We start from the raw sequence: 19,136 nt of genomic DNA, 5'->3' as shown, positions 1-19,136 counted from the left end.
CGAACTGGCCACCACATACCCGCCGATCACCACAAAGGCCATCTGCATGGTGAACGGGATCAGGCTCCAGAACCCGTCACCAAAGGCCTTGGCGGCTTCGGTGGGTGCGGCGCCGATGCCCAGGGTCGCCACGGCAACAATGATCACCGCCAGGGCGGCAAACACCCAGGAGTCCGGAAACCAGCGTTCGGCGAAGTTGGAGCAGCGCAGGGCAAATCGGGCGTAGCGGCTTTCTTCGATAGCATCGGCCACGAGTCTTTCCTCTTGTATTTATTATGGGTGTTGGCAGTTTTACGGCATGTTCCGCTACGGGCATTGATATGGGAATGCAGTTATCTTCATCGATCCATGAGGAAAACAAATATATCTGTCGCGATTGCCATCACTGGGCGCAGCTCATAACCTGCACGCCATTTTGTTTGCCTGCCGAGCCTCCACATGACTGCCACCTTTTCCCCACGGGCGCAGCGTTTTTCCCCTTCCGACTACAAAACCCTGGGCCTGGCCGCCCTCGGCGGCGCGCTGGAAATCTACGACTTCATTATCTTTGTGTTCTTTGCGCTGACCCTCAGCCAATTGTTCTTCCCGCCGGAAATGCCCGAATGGCTGCGCCTGCTGCAAAGCTTCGGCATCTTCGTCACCGGCTACCTGGCGCGCCCGCTGGGCGGCATCCTGATGGCGCACTTCGCCGATCACTTGGGGCGCAAACGCGTGTTCAGCCTGAGCATCCTGATGATGGCCTTGCCGTGTCTGCTGATCGGGATCATGCCCACCTACGCGCAAATCGGCTATTTCGCCCCGCTGATCCTGCTGGCCCTGCGCGTGCTGCAAGGCGCCGCAGTGGGCGGCGAAGTGCCCAGCGCCTGGACCTTCGTCGCCGAACACGCGCCGCGACACCACCGAGGCTACGCCCTGGGCTTCCTGCAAGCCGGGCTGACCTTTGGCTACTTGCTCGGTGCACTCACCGCCACCTTGCTCGCGCAGATCTTCAGCCCGGCTGAAATTCTCGACTACGCCTGGCGCTTCCCGTTTCTGCTCGGCGGTGTGTTCGGTGTGATCGGCGTGTGGCTGCGCCGTTGGCTCAGCGAAACCCCGGTGTTCCTCGAAATGCAGGCCCGCCGCCAGGCCGCCGCTGAAATGCCATTGCGCACGGTGTTGCGCGACCATCGCGCCGTATTGCTGCCGGCGATGATCCTCACTTGTGTCCTGACCTCGGCAGTCGTGGTGTTGGTAGTTATCACGCCCACCATGATGCAAAAAACCTTCGGCATGAGCCCCAGCCACACCTTCGCCCTAAGTGCGCTGGGGATCGTCTTCCTGAATATCGGCTGCGTACTCGCCGGTTTGCTGGTGGACCGCATCGGCGCCTGGCGCGCAGTGCTGGTCTACAGCCTGTTGCTGCCGGTGGGCATTGCGGTGCTGTACGCCAGCCTGATCAGCGGCGGCGTGTGGCTGGGCGCGGCGTATGCCGTGGCGGGCTTGAGTTGCGGCGTGGTCGGCGCGGTGCCGTCGGTGATGGTCGGCCTGTTCCCGGCACAGGTGCGGGTGTCGGGGATTTCGTTTACCTACAACATTGCCTATGCGTTGTGGGCGAGTACAACGCCACTGTTGCTGATCGCGTTGATGCCGACCAGCCCGTGGATTTGCGTGGGGTATTGCGGGGTGATGGGCGCGGTGGGGGTGGTGAGTGTGGCGCTGTTTGGCAAGCGCCACACCTTGGCCGCCTGAGGGTCAGGTCAAAAAGTGCCAGAGCAGCAGCGTACCAACCAGCCCAACCACCGAAACAATGGTCTGCAACACCGACCACACCCAAATCGTCTGCTTCAATTGCAAACCAAAGTACTCACGCACCATCCAGAACCCGGCGTCGTTGACGTGGCAGAAGAACACCGAGCCCGCGCCGATCGCCAGTGCAACCAAGGAACTCTGAGTTGCGGCCAGCCCGGCCATCATCGGCGCGAGGATGCCCGCCGTGGTGGTGGTAGCGACCGTCGCCGAGCCGGTGGCCTGGCGCAGGGCCACGGCGATCAGCCAGGCTAGCAAGAGATACGGCATGTGCGCGCCTTCGGCGACCTTGCTGATGGTCTGGCTGACGCCGGCGTCCAGCAGGGTTTGCTTGAGGCCGCCGCCGGCGCCGATGGTCAGCAGTAACACAGCGATGGGCGCCAGGGCTTTGCGCAGGGTGTTGCCGACTTCGGCACGCGGCATACCGGCGGCCCAGCCCAGGCAGATGACGGCAGCGATCACGGCCAGGCCGAGGGCGATCAGCGGTTCACCGAGGAACTTCAAGGTCAGGCCGACGGTACTTTCGGCTGGCAACGCGACTTTGGCCAAGGTGCTGCCGAGCATTAAAATCACCGGCAACAAAATGATCAGCAGCGACACACCAAAGCTCGGCTGGCGCGGCGCCTTGGGCGGTGCGCTGAACAGCGCGCCGATGTCGGCCGGCTCATCCACGTGCAGGCGCTTGGACAGCCAGTTGCCATAGAGCGGGCCAGCGAGAATCACGGCCGGCACCGCCAGGCAGAAGCCCAGCAGCATGGTCAGGCCCAGGTCGGCGTGTAACGCGCCCACCGCAATCAACGGCCCCGGATGCGGTGGCATCAGGGCGTGCAGGGTGGTCATGCCGGCCAACGCCGGGATGGCGATTTTCAGCAATGGCTGGTTCGAACGTTTGGCCATCACGAAGATAATCGGCACCATCATCACCAGGCCGACTTCGAAGAACAGTGGCAATCCAATCACCATGGCCACCAGCGCCATCACCCACGGCAGTGACTTGCCTTTGCCCAACCCAAGCAAGGTGGTGGCGATGCGGTCGGCCGCGCCGGATTCGGCCATCAGCGCGCCGAGCATCGAGCCCAGGGCAATGATGATCCCGGCTTCACCGAGGATCGCCCCGGCGCCTTTGCTGAAGGCTTTGGCGACTTCTTCAGGCGGCAACCCGGCGCCCACACCGGCGATGAACGTGCCGATCAGGATCGACAGGAACGGCGGCAGCTTGGTGGCGCTGATCAACACAATGATGCTGGCGATGGCCAGCAGAACGCAGAACATGAGGCGGGTGTCGTGAACCATCCACGCGGCAGTCGATAACTCCAAAACGGGACTCCTTATCGAACAGGTTGGCTAATTTGTTTCTTTTTGTTTCCTGCTCGAAAAGCATACCTGATAGAACCGCCGCAGCGCTTGCATGGGCGATTTTGGTGCGCTCAATTTAACGATGAGCTGGCGGGCGCGTGACAAGTTTGCAAGGTATGCGCGGGAATTTGGCCTATAGCTCTATGATCAACAGACTACAAACCACGAGGACATTTCATGAGCGCAGGACACAGCCACGCCCAAGTACGCGCCGGCCACGAACGCAAGTTATGGATGGCCCTGGGGCTGACCGGCAGCTTCATGATTGCCGAGGTTATCGGCGCTTTTATCACCGGTAGCCTGGCGCTGTTGTCCGACGCCGCGCACATGATGACCGACGCCCTGGCCCTGGCGATTTCCCTGGTGGCCATTCAGGTCGCCAAGCGTGCGGCCGACCGCAAGCGCACTTTTGGTTATGCGCGTTTCGAGATCCTGGCGGCGGCCTTCAATGCGCTGCTGCTGTTCGCCGTAGCGTTTTACATCCTTTACGAGGCCTATCAACGGTTGCAGGCGCCAGCCGAAATCCAGTCCGCCGGCATGCTGGTGATTGCGGTATTGGGGCTGATCGTCAACCTGATCGCCATGCGCCTGCTCAGTGCTGCCAGCGGTGAGAGCCTGAATGTGAAGGGCGCTTATCTGGAGGTCTGGAGCGACATGCTCGGTTCCATCGGCGTGATCATCGCGGCGCTGGTGATCATGTTTACCGGCTGGGGCTGGGTGGACTCCGTGGTGGCGGCGGCGATTGGTTTCTGGGTGTTGCCACGCACCTGGACGCTGCTCAAGGAAAGCATGAATGTCCTGCTGCAGGGCGTGCCGGACGGCATGGATATCGATCAGGTTGAGCAGGCCATTCGCAGCGTGCCTGGAGTCAATGACGTACACGACCTGCATATCTGGGCGCTGACCAGCGGCAAGAATGTGCTGAGCACGCATTTGGTTGCGGATTCGTCCCAAGGCACCGAGCAACAGATCCTCACGCGGGTGACGGAATTGCTGCACGAACAATTCGATATTTCCCACGTCACCTTGCAGGTCGAAGGCGAAGGTTTTCATCACGACGACCCTGACGAGGTGCACGCTTGAGCCTGTGCCTGTCGGATTTGTAATCTTTGCTCCACCGCTCTGATAAGTCGCGAAAGCTACATTGCCCCCGCTGGGAAACCTCAGCGACTTCATGGGCGTGGAACTCTCGTTATGGCACTTTCGTTTAGAACATTTTTGGGGGGCGCAGCGTTGTGGGTAGCGGCGAACGCTGCCCAGGCGCAAACCCTGACTCTTGATTCAGCCCTGCAAACCGCCTTCGCCAACAACCCCGACCTTGCCGCCGCGCAATGGGAAATCGATATTGCCGAGGGCGGCCGCCAGCAGGCGGGTTTGATCCCCAATCCCGTGGCTTCCTGGGATGCCGAAGACACCCGCCGCAACTCGCGTACCACCACGATAAAACTCAGCCAGACGTTGGAGCTGGGTGGTAAGCGTGGTGCGCGTATCGATGTGGCAACGCGCGCTCAGGATGCCGCCGCGTTGACGTTGGAGCAACGTCGCAACGGCCTGCGCGCCGATGTGATCGACAGCTACTACGGCGCCCTGCGAGCCCAGGAACGCCTCGACCTGGCGCAACGCTCGATGGCCTTGGCCGAGCGCGGCCTGGTGGTCGCCAATGGCCGCGTCAAAGCTGGCAAGTCGTCGCCGGTAGAAGCCACTCGCGCTCAGGTGCAACTGTCGGAGATCCGCCTTGAACTGAATCGCGCGCAGATCGGCCTCACGGATGCCTACCGCCGTCTCGCCGCCAGCACCGGCAGCGCCAACCCTGACTTTCAGACGGTCGCCACGCAAAGCCGATCCGCGCCACCGTTGCCGCCCTCCGCACCCTTGCTGGCGCGCCTGGAGCAAACCACTGAGTTGCGCCTGGCCGAACTGCACATCCAGCAAAGCGAGGCCAGCGTGGGCCTGGAAAAAGCCCAGCGGATTCCCGACCTCGATGTATCGATCGGCAGCCAGTACGACGCCAGCGTGCGTGAACGTGTGAACGTGGTGGGCGTGTCGATGCCGATCCCATTGTTCAATCGCAACCAGGGCAATGTGCTGGCCGCCAACCGCCGCGCCGACCAGGCCCGCGACCTGCGCAACGCCGTCGAACTGCGCCTGCGCACCGAGACCCGCCAGGCCCTGGACCTGTGGCAAACCGCCGATACCGAAGTGCGCGCCTTCAACCAACAGATCCTGCCCGCCGCCCAGCGCGCGGTGGACAGCGCCACCCGTGGCTTCGAGATGGGCAAGTTCAACTTCCTCGACGTACTCGACGCCCAACGCACCTTGATCGCCGCACGCACCCAATACCTCGCGGCGACCGCCCAGGCCACGGATGCCTGGGTGCGTATCGAACGGATTTACGGCGACCTCGCCCGGTTTTGATTTTTTCTGGAGTCCTTTATGAAACATACACATGGCGTGGCGCTGGCCGTCGCCCTGGGCTTGATGCTGTCTGGCTTTGCCGTCGCCGATGAAGAAGAAGGCGCGCTTGAACTCACTGAACAGCAGATCCAGGCCGCCGGTATCCAACTCGCCCAGGCGCAACCGCGCTCGATCAGCACGGTGTTGACGCTGCCGGGGGAAGTGCGATTCGACGAGGACCGTACCTCGCACATCGTCCCGCGTGCGGCCGGTGTGGTGGAGGCGGTCAAGGTCAACCTTGGGCAGTCGGTGAAGAAAGGCGAGCTGTTGGCGGTCATCTCCAGCCAGCAAATTTCCGACCAGCGCAGCGAGCTGGCAGCCAGTGAGCGTCGGGTCGAATTGGCGCGCACTACCTTCCAGCGCGAGCGCCAATTGTGGAAGGACGAAATCTCCGCCGAGCAGGATTACCTGCTGGCGCGGCAGACCTTGCAAGAGGCCGAAATCGCTCTGAACAACGCGCGCCAGAAGATGACCGCGCTCAGCGGCAGCGCGGTCCTGGTCGGTGGCAATCGTTATGAACTGCGAGCGCCGTTTGCCGGCGTGGTGGTGGAAAAACACCTCGGCGTCGGCGAAGTGGTCAGCGAGACCAGCAACGCCTTCACACTCTCGGACCTGTCCCAGGTGTGGGTCACCTTCGGCGTGTTCCCCAAGGATTTGAACAAGGTGCGGGTCGGCAAACCGGTGAAGGTCATCTCCACGGAAATGGGTACCGAGGTGCAGGGCACTGTGGCCTACGTCGGCAATTTGCTCGGCGAGCAGACGCGTACCGCCACCGTGCGCGTGACCGTGCCTAACCCTGATGACGCCTGGCGCCCGGGCCTGTTTGTGACGGTGCAATTGGCCACCGACACCTACCAGGCCAAAGTCACCGTGCCGCAAACCGCGATCCAGACCGTCGAGGACAAACCTTCGGTGTTCGTGCGCACTGCGGAGGGTTTTATCACCCGCCACCTCGAACTCGGTGTGAGCGAAAACGGCTACGTCGAAGTGCGCCAGGGCCTTGAAGCCGGGGCGCAGGTGGCCACCGTCGGCAGCTTCATCCTCAAGTCCGAACTGGGTAAAGGCTCGGCCGAGCACGCCCATTGATCCTGCGAGTGATTCCCCATGTTTGAGCGCCTTATCCAATTCGCCATCGAGCAGCGCCTCATCGTGCTGCTGGCGGTGCTGTTGATGGCTGGTGTCGGCATCGCCAGCTATCAGAAGTTGCCCATCGACGCGGTGCCCGACATCACCAACGTGCAGGTGCAGATCAACTCGGCGGCGGCCGGTTTTTCGCCGCTGGAAACCGAACAGCGCATTACCTTTGCGATTGAAACCGCCATGGCCGGGTTGCCGGGTTTGCAGCAGACGCGCTCGTTGTCGCGTTCGGGGTTGTCCCAGGTGACGGTGATTTTCAAAGACGGCACCGACCTGTTCTTCGCCCGCCAATTGGTCAACGAGCGCCTGCAAGTGGCACGCGGGCAATTGCCGTTGGGTATCGAAACTGCGATGGGGCCGATCTCCACCGGCCTTGGGGAGATTTTCCTGTGGACCGTCGAGGCCGAAGACGGCGCGCGCAAGGACGACGGCACGCCCTACACGCCGACCGACCTGCGCGTGATCCAGGACTGGATCATCAAGCCGCAACTGCGCAATGTGCCGGGCGTGGCCGAAATCAACACCATCGGCGGCTTCGCCAAGGAATACCAGATAGCCCCGGACCCCAAGCGCCTGGCGGCCTACAACCTGACGTTGGGTGATCTGGTCACGGCGCTGGAGCGCAACAATGCCAACGTCGGCGCCGGTTACATCGAGCGCAGTGGCGAGCAATTGCTGATCCGTGCGCCGGGTCAGGTGGCGTCGATTGATGATATCGCCAACATTGTCATCACCAGCTCGGATGGCACGCCGATCCGCGTGCGCAATGTGGCGCAAGTCGAAATCGGCCGCGAGTTGCGCACCGGCGCGGCCACCGAAAACGGCCGGGAAGTGGTGTTGGGCACGGTGTTCATGTTGATCGGCGAAAACAGCCGCACCGTGTCCCAGGCCGTGGCGAAAAAACTCGAAGAGATCAACCGCTCACTGCCCGCCGGTGTGGTCGCCGTCACGGTCTACGACCGCACCAACCTGGTGGAAAAAGCCATCGCCACGGTGAAGAAAAACCTCTTCGAAGGCGCGCTGCTGGTGGTCGCGGTGTTGTTTCTGTTCCTGGGCAATATCCGCGCGGCGTTGATCACGGCGATGGTGATTCCGCTGGCAATGTTGTTCACCTTTACCGGCATGTTCACCAACAAGGTCAGCGCCAACCTGATGAGCCTCGGTGCGCTGGACTTCGGCATCATCGTCGACGGCGCAGTGGTGATCGTCGAAAACGCGATCCGCCGCCTGGCCCATGCACAGCAGCGGCATGGGCGGTTGTTAACGCGCAGCGAGCGCCTGCACGAAGTGTTCGCGGCGGCCAAGGAAGCACGGCGGGCGCTGATCTTTGGGCAGTTGATCATCATGGTGGTTTACCTGCCGATTTTCGCCCTCACTGGCGTGGCCGGGAAGATGTTCCATCCCATGGCGTTTACCGTGGTGATTGCGCTGCTGGGCGCGATGATTCTGTCGGTGACGTTCGTGCCCGCCGCAATAGCGCTGTTCGTGACCGGCAAGGTCAAGGAAGAAGAAAACCTGGTGATGCGCACTGCACGTCGGGTCTATGGGCCGGTGCTGGATTGGGTCATGGCGCGTCGTGCCTTGGTATTCGGTTTGGCGGTATTGACCATCGTCGCTTCGGGCGCGGTGGCGAGTCGCATGGGCAGCGAATTTATCCCCAGCCTCAGCGAAGGCGACTTCGCCCAGCAGGCTTTGCGCGTACCCGGTACCAGCCTGACGCAATCGGTGCAGATGCAGCAGCAGCTGGAAAAAATACTGATCGCCCAAGTGCCGGAAATCGAGCGGGTGTTTGCGCGCACCGGCACGGCGGAAATCGCTTCCGACCCGATGCCGCCGAACATTTCCGACAGCTACGTGATGCTTAAGCCGAAGGACCAATGGCCGGATCCGAACAAGTCGCGCGAAGCGCTGATCGCCGATATCCAGCGCGCCAGTGCGATTGTGCCGGGCAGTGCGTATGAATTGTCGCAACCGATCCAGTTGCGTTTTAACGAGCTGATTTCCGGGGTGCGCAGTGACGTGGCGGTGAAGGTGTTTGGCGATGACATGGCGGTGCTCAACAAGACCGCCGGGGAAATCGCCGAAACCTTGCAAAAACTCGATGGCGCCTCGGAGGTGAAGGTGGAACAGACCTCTGGTCTGCCGGTGCTGACGATCAATATCGACCGTGACAAGGCCGCACGTTTTGGCCTGAATGTGGGCGATGTGCAGGACACCATTGCCGTGGCCGTGGGTGGGCGCCAGGCCGGTACGTTGTACGAAGGCGACCGGCGTTTCGACATGGTTGTGCGGTTATCCGACGCATTGCGCACCGATATCGAGGGCCTGTCGCGGCTGTTGATTCCGGTGCCTGCCCAGGCCGGTAATGCGGCGGGGCAGTTGGGGTTTATTGCCTTGTCCCAGGTGGCGAGCCTGGACCTGGTGCTCGGCCCGAACCAGATCAGCCGCGAGAATGGCAAGCGCCTGGTGATCGTCAGCGCCAACGTGCGAGGGCGTGATATCGGCTCGTTTGTTGAGGAGGCCGAGACGGCCATCAGCACCCAGGTAAAGGTGCCCGCCGGTTACTGGACCACCTGGGGTGGCCAGTTCGAACAGCTGAAGGAAGCCTCCGAGCGTTTGCGTATTGTGGTGCCGGTGGCGTTACTGCTGGTGTTCGGGTTGCTGTTCATGATGTTCAACAACCTCAAGGATGGTTTGCTGGTGTTTACCGGGATTCCGTTCGCCTTGACCGGTGGAATCATGGCGTTGTGGCTGCGCGATATTCCGCTGTCGATCTCGGCGGGTGTGGGCTTTATCGCGTTGTCGGGTGTGGCGGTGCTGAACGGCCTGGTGATGATTGCCTTTATCCGCAACCTGCGTGAAGAAGGGCGTCCGTTAGCGTTGGCGGTCAACGAAGGCGCGCTGACGCGCTTGCGCCCGGTGTTGATGACGGCGCTGGTAGCGTCACTCGGGTTTATCCCCATGGCACTCGCCACCGGCACCGGCGCCGAAGTGCAGCGGCCGCTGGCGACGGTGGTGATTGGCGGGATTATTTCCTCTACGTTGCTGACCTTGCTGGTGCTGCCGGCGCTGTACCAGTGGGCGCATCGCAAGGAGGAATGATGCGTATGCAGTGCAGCAACCAAATGTGGGAGCTGTCGAGCCCCAGCGAGGCTGCGAAGGCGGCGGCACAGGCGAGATATAAGTTGCCTGACCCACCGCTTTCGCAACCTCGCTAAAGCTCGGCAGCTCCAACATCGAATTGCTGGGGTTTGAAGTGCGCACTCCCTATTCAGGCAGTACCCGAGGAAACACCAGGCGAAACAAGGTAAAGCCGCCGGGCAGGCTGCGTACGTCAGCCTGCCCCTGGTGCAGGGCCATGATGGATTGCACGATGGCCAGGCCCAACCCGGTGCCGCCTTCGGTGCGGGCGCGGCTGCTGTCGACGCGGTAGAAACGTTCGAACAGGTGCGGCAGGTGCTGCGCCTCGATTCCGGGGCCGGGGTTGCTGACCGACAGCGCAACCTGATTGCCATAGGCCTCCACCAGCAGCGAAATATGCGAGGCCGCCGGGCTGTGGCGAATGGCATTGGACAGCAGGTTGGACAGCGCACGTTGAATCATCAGGCGGTCGCCCTGCACCTGGGCATCGCCGCTGAGGGTCAGGGTCAGTTGTTTGTCTTCGGCACTTAAGGCAAACAAATCCATCACGCGATGGGCCTCGTCCGCCAGCGACACGTGGGTAAATGAGCCCCGCGCGGCCGGATGGCTGACCTGGGCCAGAAACAGCATGTCGGAGACGATGCGCGCCAGGCGTTCGAGCTCTTCGGTGTTGGATTCCAGCACCGCTTTGTATTCCTCCGGTGGCCGCTGGCGGGACAGTGTCAGTTGGGCCTTGCCCATCAGGTTGGTCAGTGGCGCACGCATTTCATGGGCAAGGTCATCGGAGAATTGCGACAGCTGTTGCACCCCCGCGTCCAGACGGTCGAGCATCACGTTAAAGCCATGGGCCAATTCGCCCAGCTCATGGGGCAGGTTGTCGATGGATAAACGGTGGGTCAGGTCCTGGGTGGTGACTTTGGCCGCCACATGGCTGAACTGCTTCAACGGCGCGAGCCCGCGTTGCACCAGCCACCAGGCGCCCATGCCGATCAGGATCAGCAGCATCGGCAAGGCAATCAAGGTGGCGCGCAGGTAGGCACTGAGCAACGCTTGATCGTCCATGCGGTCCAGCGACAGCAGCACGCGCACCCGTTCGCCATTGGCCAGGCGCATCAGGCTGGAGGCGCTGAGCACCTGGTTGTCATTGCTGTCGGCCCAATTGAGGTAGCCGAGGGTTTGCCTGGGGGCGAAGTCCGTCAGCAAAGGCTCCTGGGGCTTGGCGCCAATGCTCAGCAGTACGCTTTCATCCGGCGCGGTGCCGACGATGGTCAGGTAGAAATTGTCGTGGCCGATCACCAGGTCCATCAATGAGTGCGGGCGGGCGCGAATGCGGTTGGCGTCCAGGCCTTGGGCCAGGCTGTGCTGGATCTGCTCCATCTTGCTTTCCAGGTTCTTGCGCGCCAGCTTTTCCAGCTCGTGGGTCAGCGCCACGTACGCCAGGGTCGCCAGCAACAGCACCAGGCCCGCGCCCATCATGCTGACGGTCAAGCCCAGGCGCATCGACAAACTGCCGGCTTTCATCCGCGCGCCTCCAGCACATAACCCACGCCGCGAATGGTGTGGATCAGTTTCACCTCGCTCTGGTCATCGACCTTGGCCCGCAAGCGGCTGATGGAGACTTCCACCACATTGGTGTCGCAGTCGAAATTCATGTCCCACACCAGCGAAATAATCTGCGTACGGGTCAGTACTTCGCCGGTCTGGCGCATCAGCACCTGCAGCAGCGCAAACTCCTTGGTGGTCAGGTCGATACGCCGGGTGCCGCGATAGGCGCGATGGCGGCGCGGGTCCAGTTCCAGGTCCGATACGCGGAACACGTCCGGCTGCGGGATATGTTCGCTGCGCCGCAACAGGGTACGCACACGCGCCAGCAACTCGGGAAACTCGAAGGGTTTGACCAGGTAATCATCGGCGCCCATGTCCAGGCCCTTGATCTTGTCGGCCAGGCGGCCACGGGCAGTCAGCATCATCACCCGTTGCGTGCCATTGCGGCGAAGCTGCTCCAACACCTCCCAGCCATCCTTGCCCGGCAGGTTGACGTCGAGGATCACCAGCTCATAGGCGTGCTGCCCGGCCAGGTGCAGGCCGTCGATGCCATTGGACGCGCAGTCCACTACATAGCCGCTTTCATTCAGGCCCTGTTGCAGGTAGTCGGCGGTTTTTTGCTCGTCCTCAACCACAAGGATACGCATGGGGGTTTTACCTTTTACTGGGGGAGAAGGGCTCCATTTCCTTATGGAATCAGGTGTTTTGTGAGTAGGAAAAGTCTGAACTGTGAAGTAGCTTCAGGGTCAACTGCGACCATTGGTCGCTGCTAAACCTGCCCGCAAAAAAAAACGCCCCAAGGGGCGTTAAAAATTCATCTCTTTCCAAAGGAGCTACAAAAAAGCTTCTAGAGATGAATGTTGCTCGGTGCAAATAAGTTGATCCGAGTATAGGAACTTCAACTTAACGGGAAGCTGAGCTCAATATTACAGTTTTGATAACTGGCTATTTGTGAACAGATGTTAGTTAACGGCAAGCGAATGTAAGGAGTCACAGTGCAACCAGTGGGTACTCGGCAATCAAGCGAACTTCCTCCAGGTCTGACTCGAACGCACTGGAGCGCACCGTGGCCTGGCGTAAACGCAAGGACAAATCCTTGAGGCTGCCGCTTTGCACCACGTATTTGGCCTCGATATCCCGTTCCCACCGGCGTTGATCGGTCAGCGGGTTACCGGCGGCGTCGCGGCGCATGTACACCGCGTTGGCGTTGCTGTAGTCGGCGCCGGTGCCTTTGGCATAGCGGGTCATGAATGACAGGCCGGGAATACCGAAGGCCTGCATGTCGAGGTCGTAGCGCGCCATCCACGAGCGTTCCTTGGGCGAGTTGAAGTCGCTGTACTGGATCGAGTTATTGAGGAAGATGAAGTCCGACTGGCGCAGGTAGTCGAAGTCGTCATTGCCATTGTTGCGCTGGTGCGAGAGGGCCAGGCTGTGGGCGCCAACCTTGACCCCGAGCCTGGCGCTCCAGATGTTGTTGTTGAATTCGCCGAGCAGTTTTTTGCCTTCGTCCACGGCCTTGTAATAATTGACGTCGCCGAACAAGGACACGTCGTCGCTCAGCGGGTAACTGGCGTTGATGCCGACGTAGTACTGGTCCCAGGCGTCCTTCAGGCGGCTGCTGTACGCACTGACACTGAGGTGTTTGTTCACCGTGTAGTCGCCGCCGAAATAGCCGATCCAGGGTGAGTCGACCTTGCCTGCATAGAAGGTCGCAAAGCCTTTGTTCATGCCGCTTTCGCTCGGCTGGCTCATGCCGCTCAAGCGCCCGCCTTGCAGGCTTAAGCCCTCAAGGCTGGTGTTCTGCGCGGTGACGCCGCGAAAGCTTTGCGGCAACAAGCGCGAATCGCCAGCGGCCACCACCGGCGTGGCGGGGAACACATCGCCAGCCTTTATCACCGTGTCCAGTACCCGCAGTTTGGCCGCACCGCCGAATTTGCTGTAGCTGCTTTCGGGGTGGTTGTCGCTGTCTACCGGCAACACCGCGAACGAACCCTTGCCGCCGCTGCGACCGGTGCCCGAGTCGAGCTTGAGGCCGTACATGACAAACGCATCCAGGCCAAACCCTACGGTGCCTTGGGTAAACCCGGATTCGAATTTGCCGGTCAAGCCTTGCGCCAGGGCCTCGGAGTAACCGTTGCCGGTAGGGCTTGACTGGCCCTTGCGATCATCGCGGTTGAAGTAAAACGTGCGGGCCAGCACGTTCACGCGGCTGCCTTCGATAAAACCTTCGGGCTTGGTCTCTACGGCTACGGCCGCCAGGGGCAGTGCGGCGAGCAAGGATAAGGGAAGGATATGGTTAGTAATGCGCATGGTTCGCTCCTGGTTATTGGCAGTTTTCAGCTTCTTATAGAGTCGGGCGTTCTTATTGATCTGGCCCGGGCCGATAGTTGCAAACCGTGGATAACGAACTCATTGCGTGAACATTACAATTCTGGAAACTTACGGCCACCTAACAAATAAGTAATGTTTTGGTGAACATTGCGTCAGGGTTGGTTGATTAATCTCGTCACTGAACTTTTCAGACGAGGAACTAATAATGAATGCTTTTAAAGTTGCCCTGGGTGTCTTGGTCGCTGCCCTGTCTTTTGGCGCGTTGGCCGAAGGCGGCGGGGACCGCACTTTTGCCCTGATGATGGAGCGCAATGAAAAGGCCATGGCCGCTTACGCCGAAAAGAAGGGCAAACCCGCGCCCGAGGTGCAGACCTATCGCTATGGCATGGAGTTGGACATTGAGAAGGTAGTCAACGTGACGCCGCCGATCCGCGCCTGCGAGGCGGTGCCGTCGCGCATGACCTATGAAGACTCCACCGGCAAGCTCAATACCCTGGAGTATCAAGTGATGGGCGTGTGTCGAAACAACGGCGGTTAATGGATCCAAAAAACAGTGGGGTGCGGCGAAAAAAAGCGCTTCAGAAAACGCCGGCAGCGCCGATGCAGGTCAGACACACCTCCCCAAAAGCCCATCGGTGCCCCATGTTCAATACCCGCCTCAAGCAAGAGCTGTCTGCTCTTCGCGAAGAATTGTCGAGCTTGCAGCAGGTCAAGGAGAGCCTGGAAAGTGAAATGCTGTGCCTGACGCTGGACGCCGACGGCCGGGTGGAGTGGGCCAATGCCAACTTCCTGCAAGAACTGGTTTACCAGGCCAGCAACATCGTGGGGCGTCACATTGATGAGCTGGTGCCGCCGCATGTGCGTCAGGACGAATTCCAGCTGCGCTTTAAAAATGCCCTGGTGCGCGGCGAACACTTCGCCGGCGCCGTGCGCCTGATACGTGGCAACGGCAAGGAAGCGTGGCTGCGCTCGATCGTGCAGCCGGTGCGCAACTCGGCAGGGCGCATCAAGCATTTTTCGATTTACTCAAGCGACCTCACCCGCACCATCGAGGCGTCGCGCGAGCACGAAAACCTGATCACTGCGCTGGTGCGTTCCACGGCGGTGATCGAATTCGACCTCGACGGGCATGTACTCACGGCCAATGACCGCTTTCTCGGTGGCATGGGCTACAGCCTGGCGCAGATCCAGGGCAAACATCACCGCATGTTCTGCGAACCGCAGGAGTACAACAGCGCCGAATACCAACAGTTCTGGAAGCGCCTGAACGCCGGTGAGTTTGTTGCCGCACGCTTCAAGCGGATCGATAGCCACGGCCGCACGGTTTGGCTGGAAGCTACGTACAACCCGGTGCTGGACGCCAATGACCGGCTGTACAAAGTGGTCAAGTTCGCCACGGTGATTACCGATCAGGTCAATCGGGAACAAGCCGTGGCCGAAGCTGCCAACATCGCCTACAGCACCTCGCTGCAAACCGACAACAGCGCCCAGCGCGGCACCACTGTAGTGACCCAGGCGGTGGATGTGATGCGTGATCTGGCCAAGCACATGCAACAGGCCGGTGATGGCATCGAGGCGTTGAATGCGCAATCCCAAGTGATCGGCACCATCGTCAAGACCATCAGCGGCATCGCCGAACAGACCAACCTGCTGGCGCTCAACGCAGCCATTGAAGCGGCGCGTGCCGGTGAGCAGGGCCGTGGTTTTGCGGTGGTGGCCGATGAGGTGCGTCAGTTGGCCTCGCGTACCAGCAAAGCCACCGAAGAGATTGTCGGCGTGGTGCGCCAGAACCAGGACATGGCCCGCGATGCGGTCACCTTGATGAACGACGGTCGCCTGCAGGCCGAGCAAGGCCTGGCCCTGGCGGCCGAGGCGGGCACGGTGATTGTGGAGATTCAGGACGGCGCGCAAAAAGTCGTCAGCGCGGTGGGGCAGTTCGCCAATCAGCTGTCGAGCTGACCCGTAGGGCTTATGCTTGAGGTATCGTAGGTTTTTTCTTGCTTGAAGAGCCGACCCTCCATGAGCCCGACCCACCGTCGCCCCGTTCCGCTGTCCAAGGCCTACCGCTTGCTCAACCATGGGCCGACGGTGCTGGTGAGTGCCGCCCACGACGGCAAACGCAATATCATGGCTGCCGCCTGGGCCATGCCGCTGGATTTTGAACCGCCCAAAGTCGCCGTGGTGTTGGACAAGTCCACCTGGACCCGGCAGCTGCTGGAAGGCGCCGGCACCTTCGTGTTGCAGGTGCCCTGTGTGGCCCAGGCCGATCTGGTGCAGACGGTCGGCAATACCAGCGGTTCGGAAACGGATAAGTTCGCCGCCTACGGCCTGCACACCTTCAGTGGCGAACACACCCAGGCACCGCTGCTGGAAGGCTGCGTGGCCTGGCTGGAGTGCCGCTTGCTGCCCGAGCCGCACAACCAGCAGACCTACGACCTGATCCTCGGCGAAGTGGTCGCCGCCTACGCCGACGAGCGCGTGTTCAGCGACGGGCATTGGCACTTCGAAGGGCATGACGAATTGCGCACCTTGCACCATATCGCCGGCGGCAATTTCCTCAGCATCGGCGCGCCGGTTGTCGGGCGCCAGTTGTAAGCCACAGCTGCAGCGTGCTGCAAGCCAGCTCCCACAGGTTTAATCGCATTTCAGATGGGCCCATCAGCGCCCGAGCATCTTCACCCATCGCGACGGCGGCATGCCGTAGGTGCTGCGAAATTGCCGGGTCATATGGCTCTGGTCGGTGAATCCCGCCGTCAGGGCCGCGTCCACCAGCGATTGGCCTTGGGCCAGCAAGCTGCGCACCAAATCCAGCCGCCGCATGGTCAGGTAGCGGTAGGGGCTGGTGCCGAACAACAAACGAAAGTCTCGCGACAGCGCCCAGCGATCGCGGCCGCAATGGTCGGCCATTTCATCCAGGGTGATGCTGCGGCCCAGGGCGCTGTGGATAAACTCACGGGCGCGCTCGGCGGCCACGTAATCGAAGGATTTGCGGCTGATGATTGCGCCGGATGCCGCGTTCAGCGCGTGTGCCAGGTCGAACAGGGCGTCCTGTTCCTGCATCGGGTCGATCGGGCAGTCCAGGCTTTGCAGCAACACTTCGCTGGCGCGAAACAGGCGCGGGTCAGTCGACAAACCGTTGTGGATAAACGGCAATGGCCGACCACCGAGAATCTGTTGGATCAACGCCGGCTCCACATAAATCATGCGGTACTTGAAACCCTCCACACTGCTGGCGCGGCCATCATGGGATTCATCGGGGTGAATCACCATGGTCCGGCCCGGCAGGCTGTGGGTCATGCAACCGCGGTAGTGATAGCTCTGCACGCCAAACAAGGTGCGCCCGATGGCGTAGGTGTCGTGGCGATGCGGGTCGAACGCAAAACCGGCAAAGTACGCCTCGATACGGTCCAGGCCGCTGGCGTGCGGGGCGCGGTGCAGCCAGTCGAGGGTGGAAGTGGGTTGGCCCATGATGACTTGTCACATGTAGTGGTGGAAACACGTTAACCGAGTCTGCAGCGGTTGTCTGCCGGGGTCTTGTACGATTGTGCAAGCGTGAGTCGAGGCCTATGATCCGGGTTCGTGCACTGCGCTGACGGAGCTGGCCCATGGATTTTTTCAACCCCGCCTATGTGGCCCCGTTGGCCTCGCTGGCACTGCTGTGGACGGTTGCTGTGGTGACGCCTGGGCCAAACTTTTTCAACACCGCGCAGTTGGCTGCCAGCTGCTCCAGGCGCCATGGCGTTGTGGCCTCGGCGGGCGTGGCCAGCGGCACGATCATTTGGGGCTTGGCGGGCGGCCTGGGCATCAAGTCGCTGTTTACTGCTGCGCCGATGCTCTACCTGGCGTTCAAGATCATCGGCGGTTGTTACCTGATCTACCTCGGGCTCAAATTGTTCAAACGCTCGGCTCCGGCTTCGGGCCAGACGGTTCTGCCCGACGCGCCGCGCCGCTCATTGTTCTCTGCGTGGCGGTTCGGGTTACTGGGCAATTTGTCCAACCCCAAGGCTGCGCTGTTCGTCGCCACGGCCTTTGCCTCGACCATGCCGCCATCCCCTTCGCCAGCGCTGCTTACCCTGGCGGTCATCACCATGGCCACCTTGTCGTTCAGTTGGTATTCCAGCGTTGCCCTGGTGTTTTCCAGCGAACGCATGGCCAACCTTTACGCGCGTTCACGCAAATGGCTCGACCGCTTTGCCGGGGGTTGCTACCTGCTGTTCGGCGCACATCTGGTAGCGAATCGCTGACCGCTCATGGTAAGAAGCCTTACTTTCAATGGTGAGGCCGGGTCATGAGCAAGGTGCGGGTAGGTATTATTTTTGGTGGCCGTTCGGCCGAGCATGAAGTCTCGTTGCAGTCGGCGCGCAATATCGTCGATGCGCTGGACCGTTCGCGCTTTGAACCCATCTTGATCGGCATCGACAAGGCCGGCCACTGGCACCTCAACGACACGTCGAACTTCCTGATCAACCAGGAAAACCCGGCGCTCATCGCTCTCAACCACTCCAACCGCGAACTGGCGGTCGTGCCGGGCAAGGCCAACCAGCAAGTGGTGGAAACCTCCGGGCAAGGCCTGCTGGAACACATCGACGTAATCTTCCCGATCGTCCATGGCACCCTTGGCGAAGACGGCTGCCTACAAGGCCTTCTACGCATGGCCGACCTGCCTTTCGTCGGTTCCGACGTGCTGGGCTCAGCGGTCTGCATGGACAAAGACGTCAGCAAGCGTCTGCTACGCGATGCCGGTATTGCCGTCACACCGTTTATCACCCTGACCCGACGCAATGCAGCGCGTACTTCGTTCGAAACGGCTGTGAATAAGCTCGGTTTGCCAATGTTTATCAAACCCGCCAACCAGGGTTCCTCGGTGGGCGTGAGCAAGGTAGGTAACGAAGCCGAGTACCAGGCCGCCGTAGAGCTGGCCTTGGGCTTCGATGAAAAAGTGCTGGTGGAATCTGCGGTCCAGGGCCGTGAAATCGAATGCGCCGTATTGGGCAATGACAACCCCATCGCCAGCGGCTGTGGCGAGATTGTGGTGAGCAACGGCTTCTATTCCTACGACAGCAAATACATCGACGGGCAGGCGGCCCAAGTGGTGGTGCCGGCCGATATCAGCGTCCAAGCCAGCGAGCGTATTCGCCACTTGGCCATCGAAGCGTTTGAGGTATTGGGTTGCGCGGGTCTGGCACGGGTTGATGTGTTCCTCACCGATGACGGTGAAGTGCTGATCAACGAGATCAACTCATTGCCAGGCTTCACACGTATCAGCATGTACCCGAAGCTGTGGCAGGCGGCGGGGATGAGTTACAGCGAGCTGGTGAGCCGGTTGATCGAGCTGGCGCTGGAGCGGCATGCAGGGCGTAAGGGGCTTAAGATCAGCCGATAATGAC

The 19,136-nt window shown here is 61.0% G+C and carries 16 protein-coding genes; 10 read left to right on the top strand and 6 right to left on the bottom strand.

What is annotated here, in order from left to right; translation table 11 throughout:
- On the bottom strand, positions 1–252 hold a 252-nt coding region (locus BFP92_RS32040; RefSeq protein WP_239694259.1), incomplete at its 3' end, for a TIGR00366 family protein.
- A gap of 186 nt (positions 253–438) precedes the next feature.
- On the opposite strand from BFP92_RS32040, the gene BFP92_RS12335 reads away from it, so the two are divergent.
- A complete protein-coding gene (locus tag BFP92_RS12335) occupies positions 439–1,728 on the top strand; it encodes an MFS transporter (protein ID WP_065929707.1) in 1,290 nt (429 codons plus the stop codon).
- Positions 1,729–1,731: 3 nt separating this feature from the next.
- Here BFP92_RS12335 and BFP92_RS12330 read toward each other — a convergent pair whose 3' ends face one another.
- Positions 1,732–3,102 (bottom strand): GntT/GntP/DsdX family permease, encoded by a 1,371-nt coding sequence (locus tag BFP92_RS12330; RefSeq protein WP_056859179.1) that lies wholly within the window; start codon positions 3,100–3,102, stop codon positions 1,732–1,734.
- Between the two features lie 216 nt (positions 3,103–3,318).
- Here BFP92_RS12330 and BFP92_RS12325 point away from each other — a divergent pair, with 216 nt between their 5' ends.
- The 4 genes from BFP92_RS12325 to BFP92_RS12310 all read left to right on the top strand — a co-directional run bounded on the left by BFP92_RS12325 (position 3,319) and on the right by BFP92_RS12310 (position 9,834).
- Positions 3,319–4,224 carry a cation diffusion facilitator family transporter gene (locus tag BFP92_RS12325; protein WP_065929706.1) on the top strand — a complete coding sequence of 302 codons (906 nt, stop codon included), beginning with the start codon at positions 3,319–3,321 and terminating at the stop codon, positions 4,222–4,224.
- A gap of 111 nt (positions 4,225–4,335) precedes the next feature.
- Complete coding sequence (locus BFP92_RS12320) at positions 4,336–5,556, top strand: TolC family protein (protein WP_065929705.1); 1,221 nt, start codon at positions 4,336–4,338, stop codon at positions 5,554–5,556.
- An 18-nt stretch (positions 5,557–5,574) separates the two neighbouring features.
- Complete coding sequence (locus BFP92_RS12315; protein ID WP_065929704.1) at positions 5,575–6,681, top strand: efflux RND transporter periplasmic adaptor subunit; 1,107 nt, start codon at positions 5,575–5,577, stop codon at positions 6,679–6,681.
- Between the two features lie 18 nt (positions 6,682–6,699).
- Positions 6,700–9,834 carry a CusA/CzcA family heavy metal efflux RND transporter gene (locus BFP92_RS12310; RefSeq protein ID WP_065929703.1) on the top strand — a complete coding sequence of 1,045 codons (3,135 nt, stop codon included), beginning with the start codon at positions 6,700–6,702 and terminating at the stop codon, positions 9,832–9,834.
- Positions 9,835–9,999: 165 nt separating this feature from the next.
- Here the strand turns inward: BFP92_RS12310 and BFP92_RS12305 are convergent, their stop codons facing one another.
- The 3 genes from BFP92_RS12305 to BFP92_RS12295 form a co-directional block, all read right to left on the bottom strand.
- Positions 10,000–11,394 (bottom strand): heavy metal sensor histidine kinase, encoded by a 1,395-nt coding sequence (locus BFP92_RS12305; RefSeq protein WP_065929702.1) that lies wholly within the window; start codon positions 11,392–11,394, stop codon positions 10,000–10,002.
- A complete protein-coding gene (locus tag BFP92_RS12300) occupies positions 11,391–12,065 on the bottom strand; it encodes a heavy metal response regulator transcription factor (protein ID WP_065929701.1) in 675 nt (224 codons plus the stop codon). Before BFP92_RS12300 ends, BFP92_RS12305 begins: the two co-directional genes overlap by 4 nt.
- Positions 12,066–12,408: 343 nt before the next feature.
- Complete coding sequence (locus BFP92_RS12295) at positions 12,409–13,728, bottom strand: OprD family porin (protein ID WP_065929700.1); 1,320 nt, start codon at positions 13,726–13,728, stop codon at positions 12,409–12,411.
- Between the two features lie 226 nt (positions 13,729–13,954).
- On the opposite strand from BFP92_RS12295, the gene BFP92_RS12290 reads away from it, so the two are divergent.
- The 3 genes from BFP92_RS12290 to BFP92_RS12280 all read left to right on the top strand — a co-directional run bounded on the left by BFP92_RS12290 (position 13,955) and on the right by BFP92_RS12280 (position 16,344).
- Positions 13,955–14,287 carry a DUF2790 domain-containing protein gene (locus BFP92_RS12290; protein WP_065929699.1) on the top strand — a complete coding sequence of 111 codons (333 nt, stop codon included), beginning with the start codon at positions 13,955–13,957 and terminating at the stop codon, positions 14,285–14,287.
- Between the two features lie 104 nt (positions 14,288–14,391).
- Positions 14,392–15,708, top strand: coding sequence for a methyl-accepting chemotaxis protein (locus tag BFP92_RS12285; RefSeq protein ID WP_065929698.1), 1,317 nt, complete (start codon positions 14,392–14,394; stop codon positions 15,706–15,708).
- A gap of 60 nt (positions 15,709–15,768) precedes the next feature.
- Positions 15,769–16,344 (top strand): flavin reductase family protein, encoded by a 576-nt coding sequence (locus tag BFP92_RS12280; protein ID WP_065929697.1) that lies wholly within the window; start codon positions 15,769–15,771, stop codon positions 16,342–16,344.
- 63 nt (positions 16,345–16,407) lie between these two features.
- On the opposite strand, the gene BFP92_RS12275 is transcribed toward BFP92_RS12280, so the two are convergent.
- Entirely contained in the window at positions 16,408–17,217 is an 810-nt protein-coding gene (locus BFP92_RS12275; RefSeq protein WP_065929696.1) for an AraC family transcriptional regulator, read from the bottom strand.
- A 137-nt stretch (positions 17,218–17,354) separates the two neighbouring features.
- On the opposite strand from BFP92_RS12275, the gene BFP92_RS12270 reads away from it, so the two are divergent.
- Both BFP92_RS12270 and ddlA read left to right on the top strand, forming a co-directional pair.
- Positions 17,355–17,993 (top strand): LysE family translocator, encoded by a 639-nt coding sequence (locus tag BFP92_RS12270; RefSeq protein WP_065929695.1) that lies wholly within the window; start codon positions 17,355–17,357, stop codon positions 17,991–17,993.
- A 44-nt stretch (positions 17,994–18,037) separates the two neighbouring features.
- On the top strand, positions 18,038–19,132 hold the full coding sequence (gene ddlA, locus BFP92_RS12265; protein ID WP_065929694.1) for a D-alanine--D-alanine ligase: 1,095 nt from the start codon (positions 18,038–18,040) through the stop codon (positions 19,130–19,132).
- Positions 19,133–19,136 lie beyond the last annotated feature (4 nt).

This window comes from Pseudomonas sp. 58 R 3 (assembly GCF_900006605.1).
GTDB lineage: Bacteria > Pseudomonadota > Gammaproteobacteria > Pseudomonadales > Pseudomonadaceae > Aquipseudomonas > Aquipseudomonas salomonii.
This window is presented reverse-complemented; position numbering and strand designations above follow the sequence as displayed.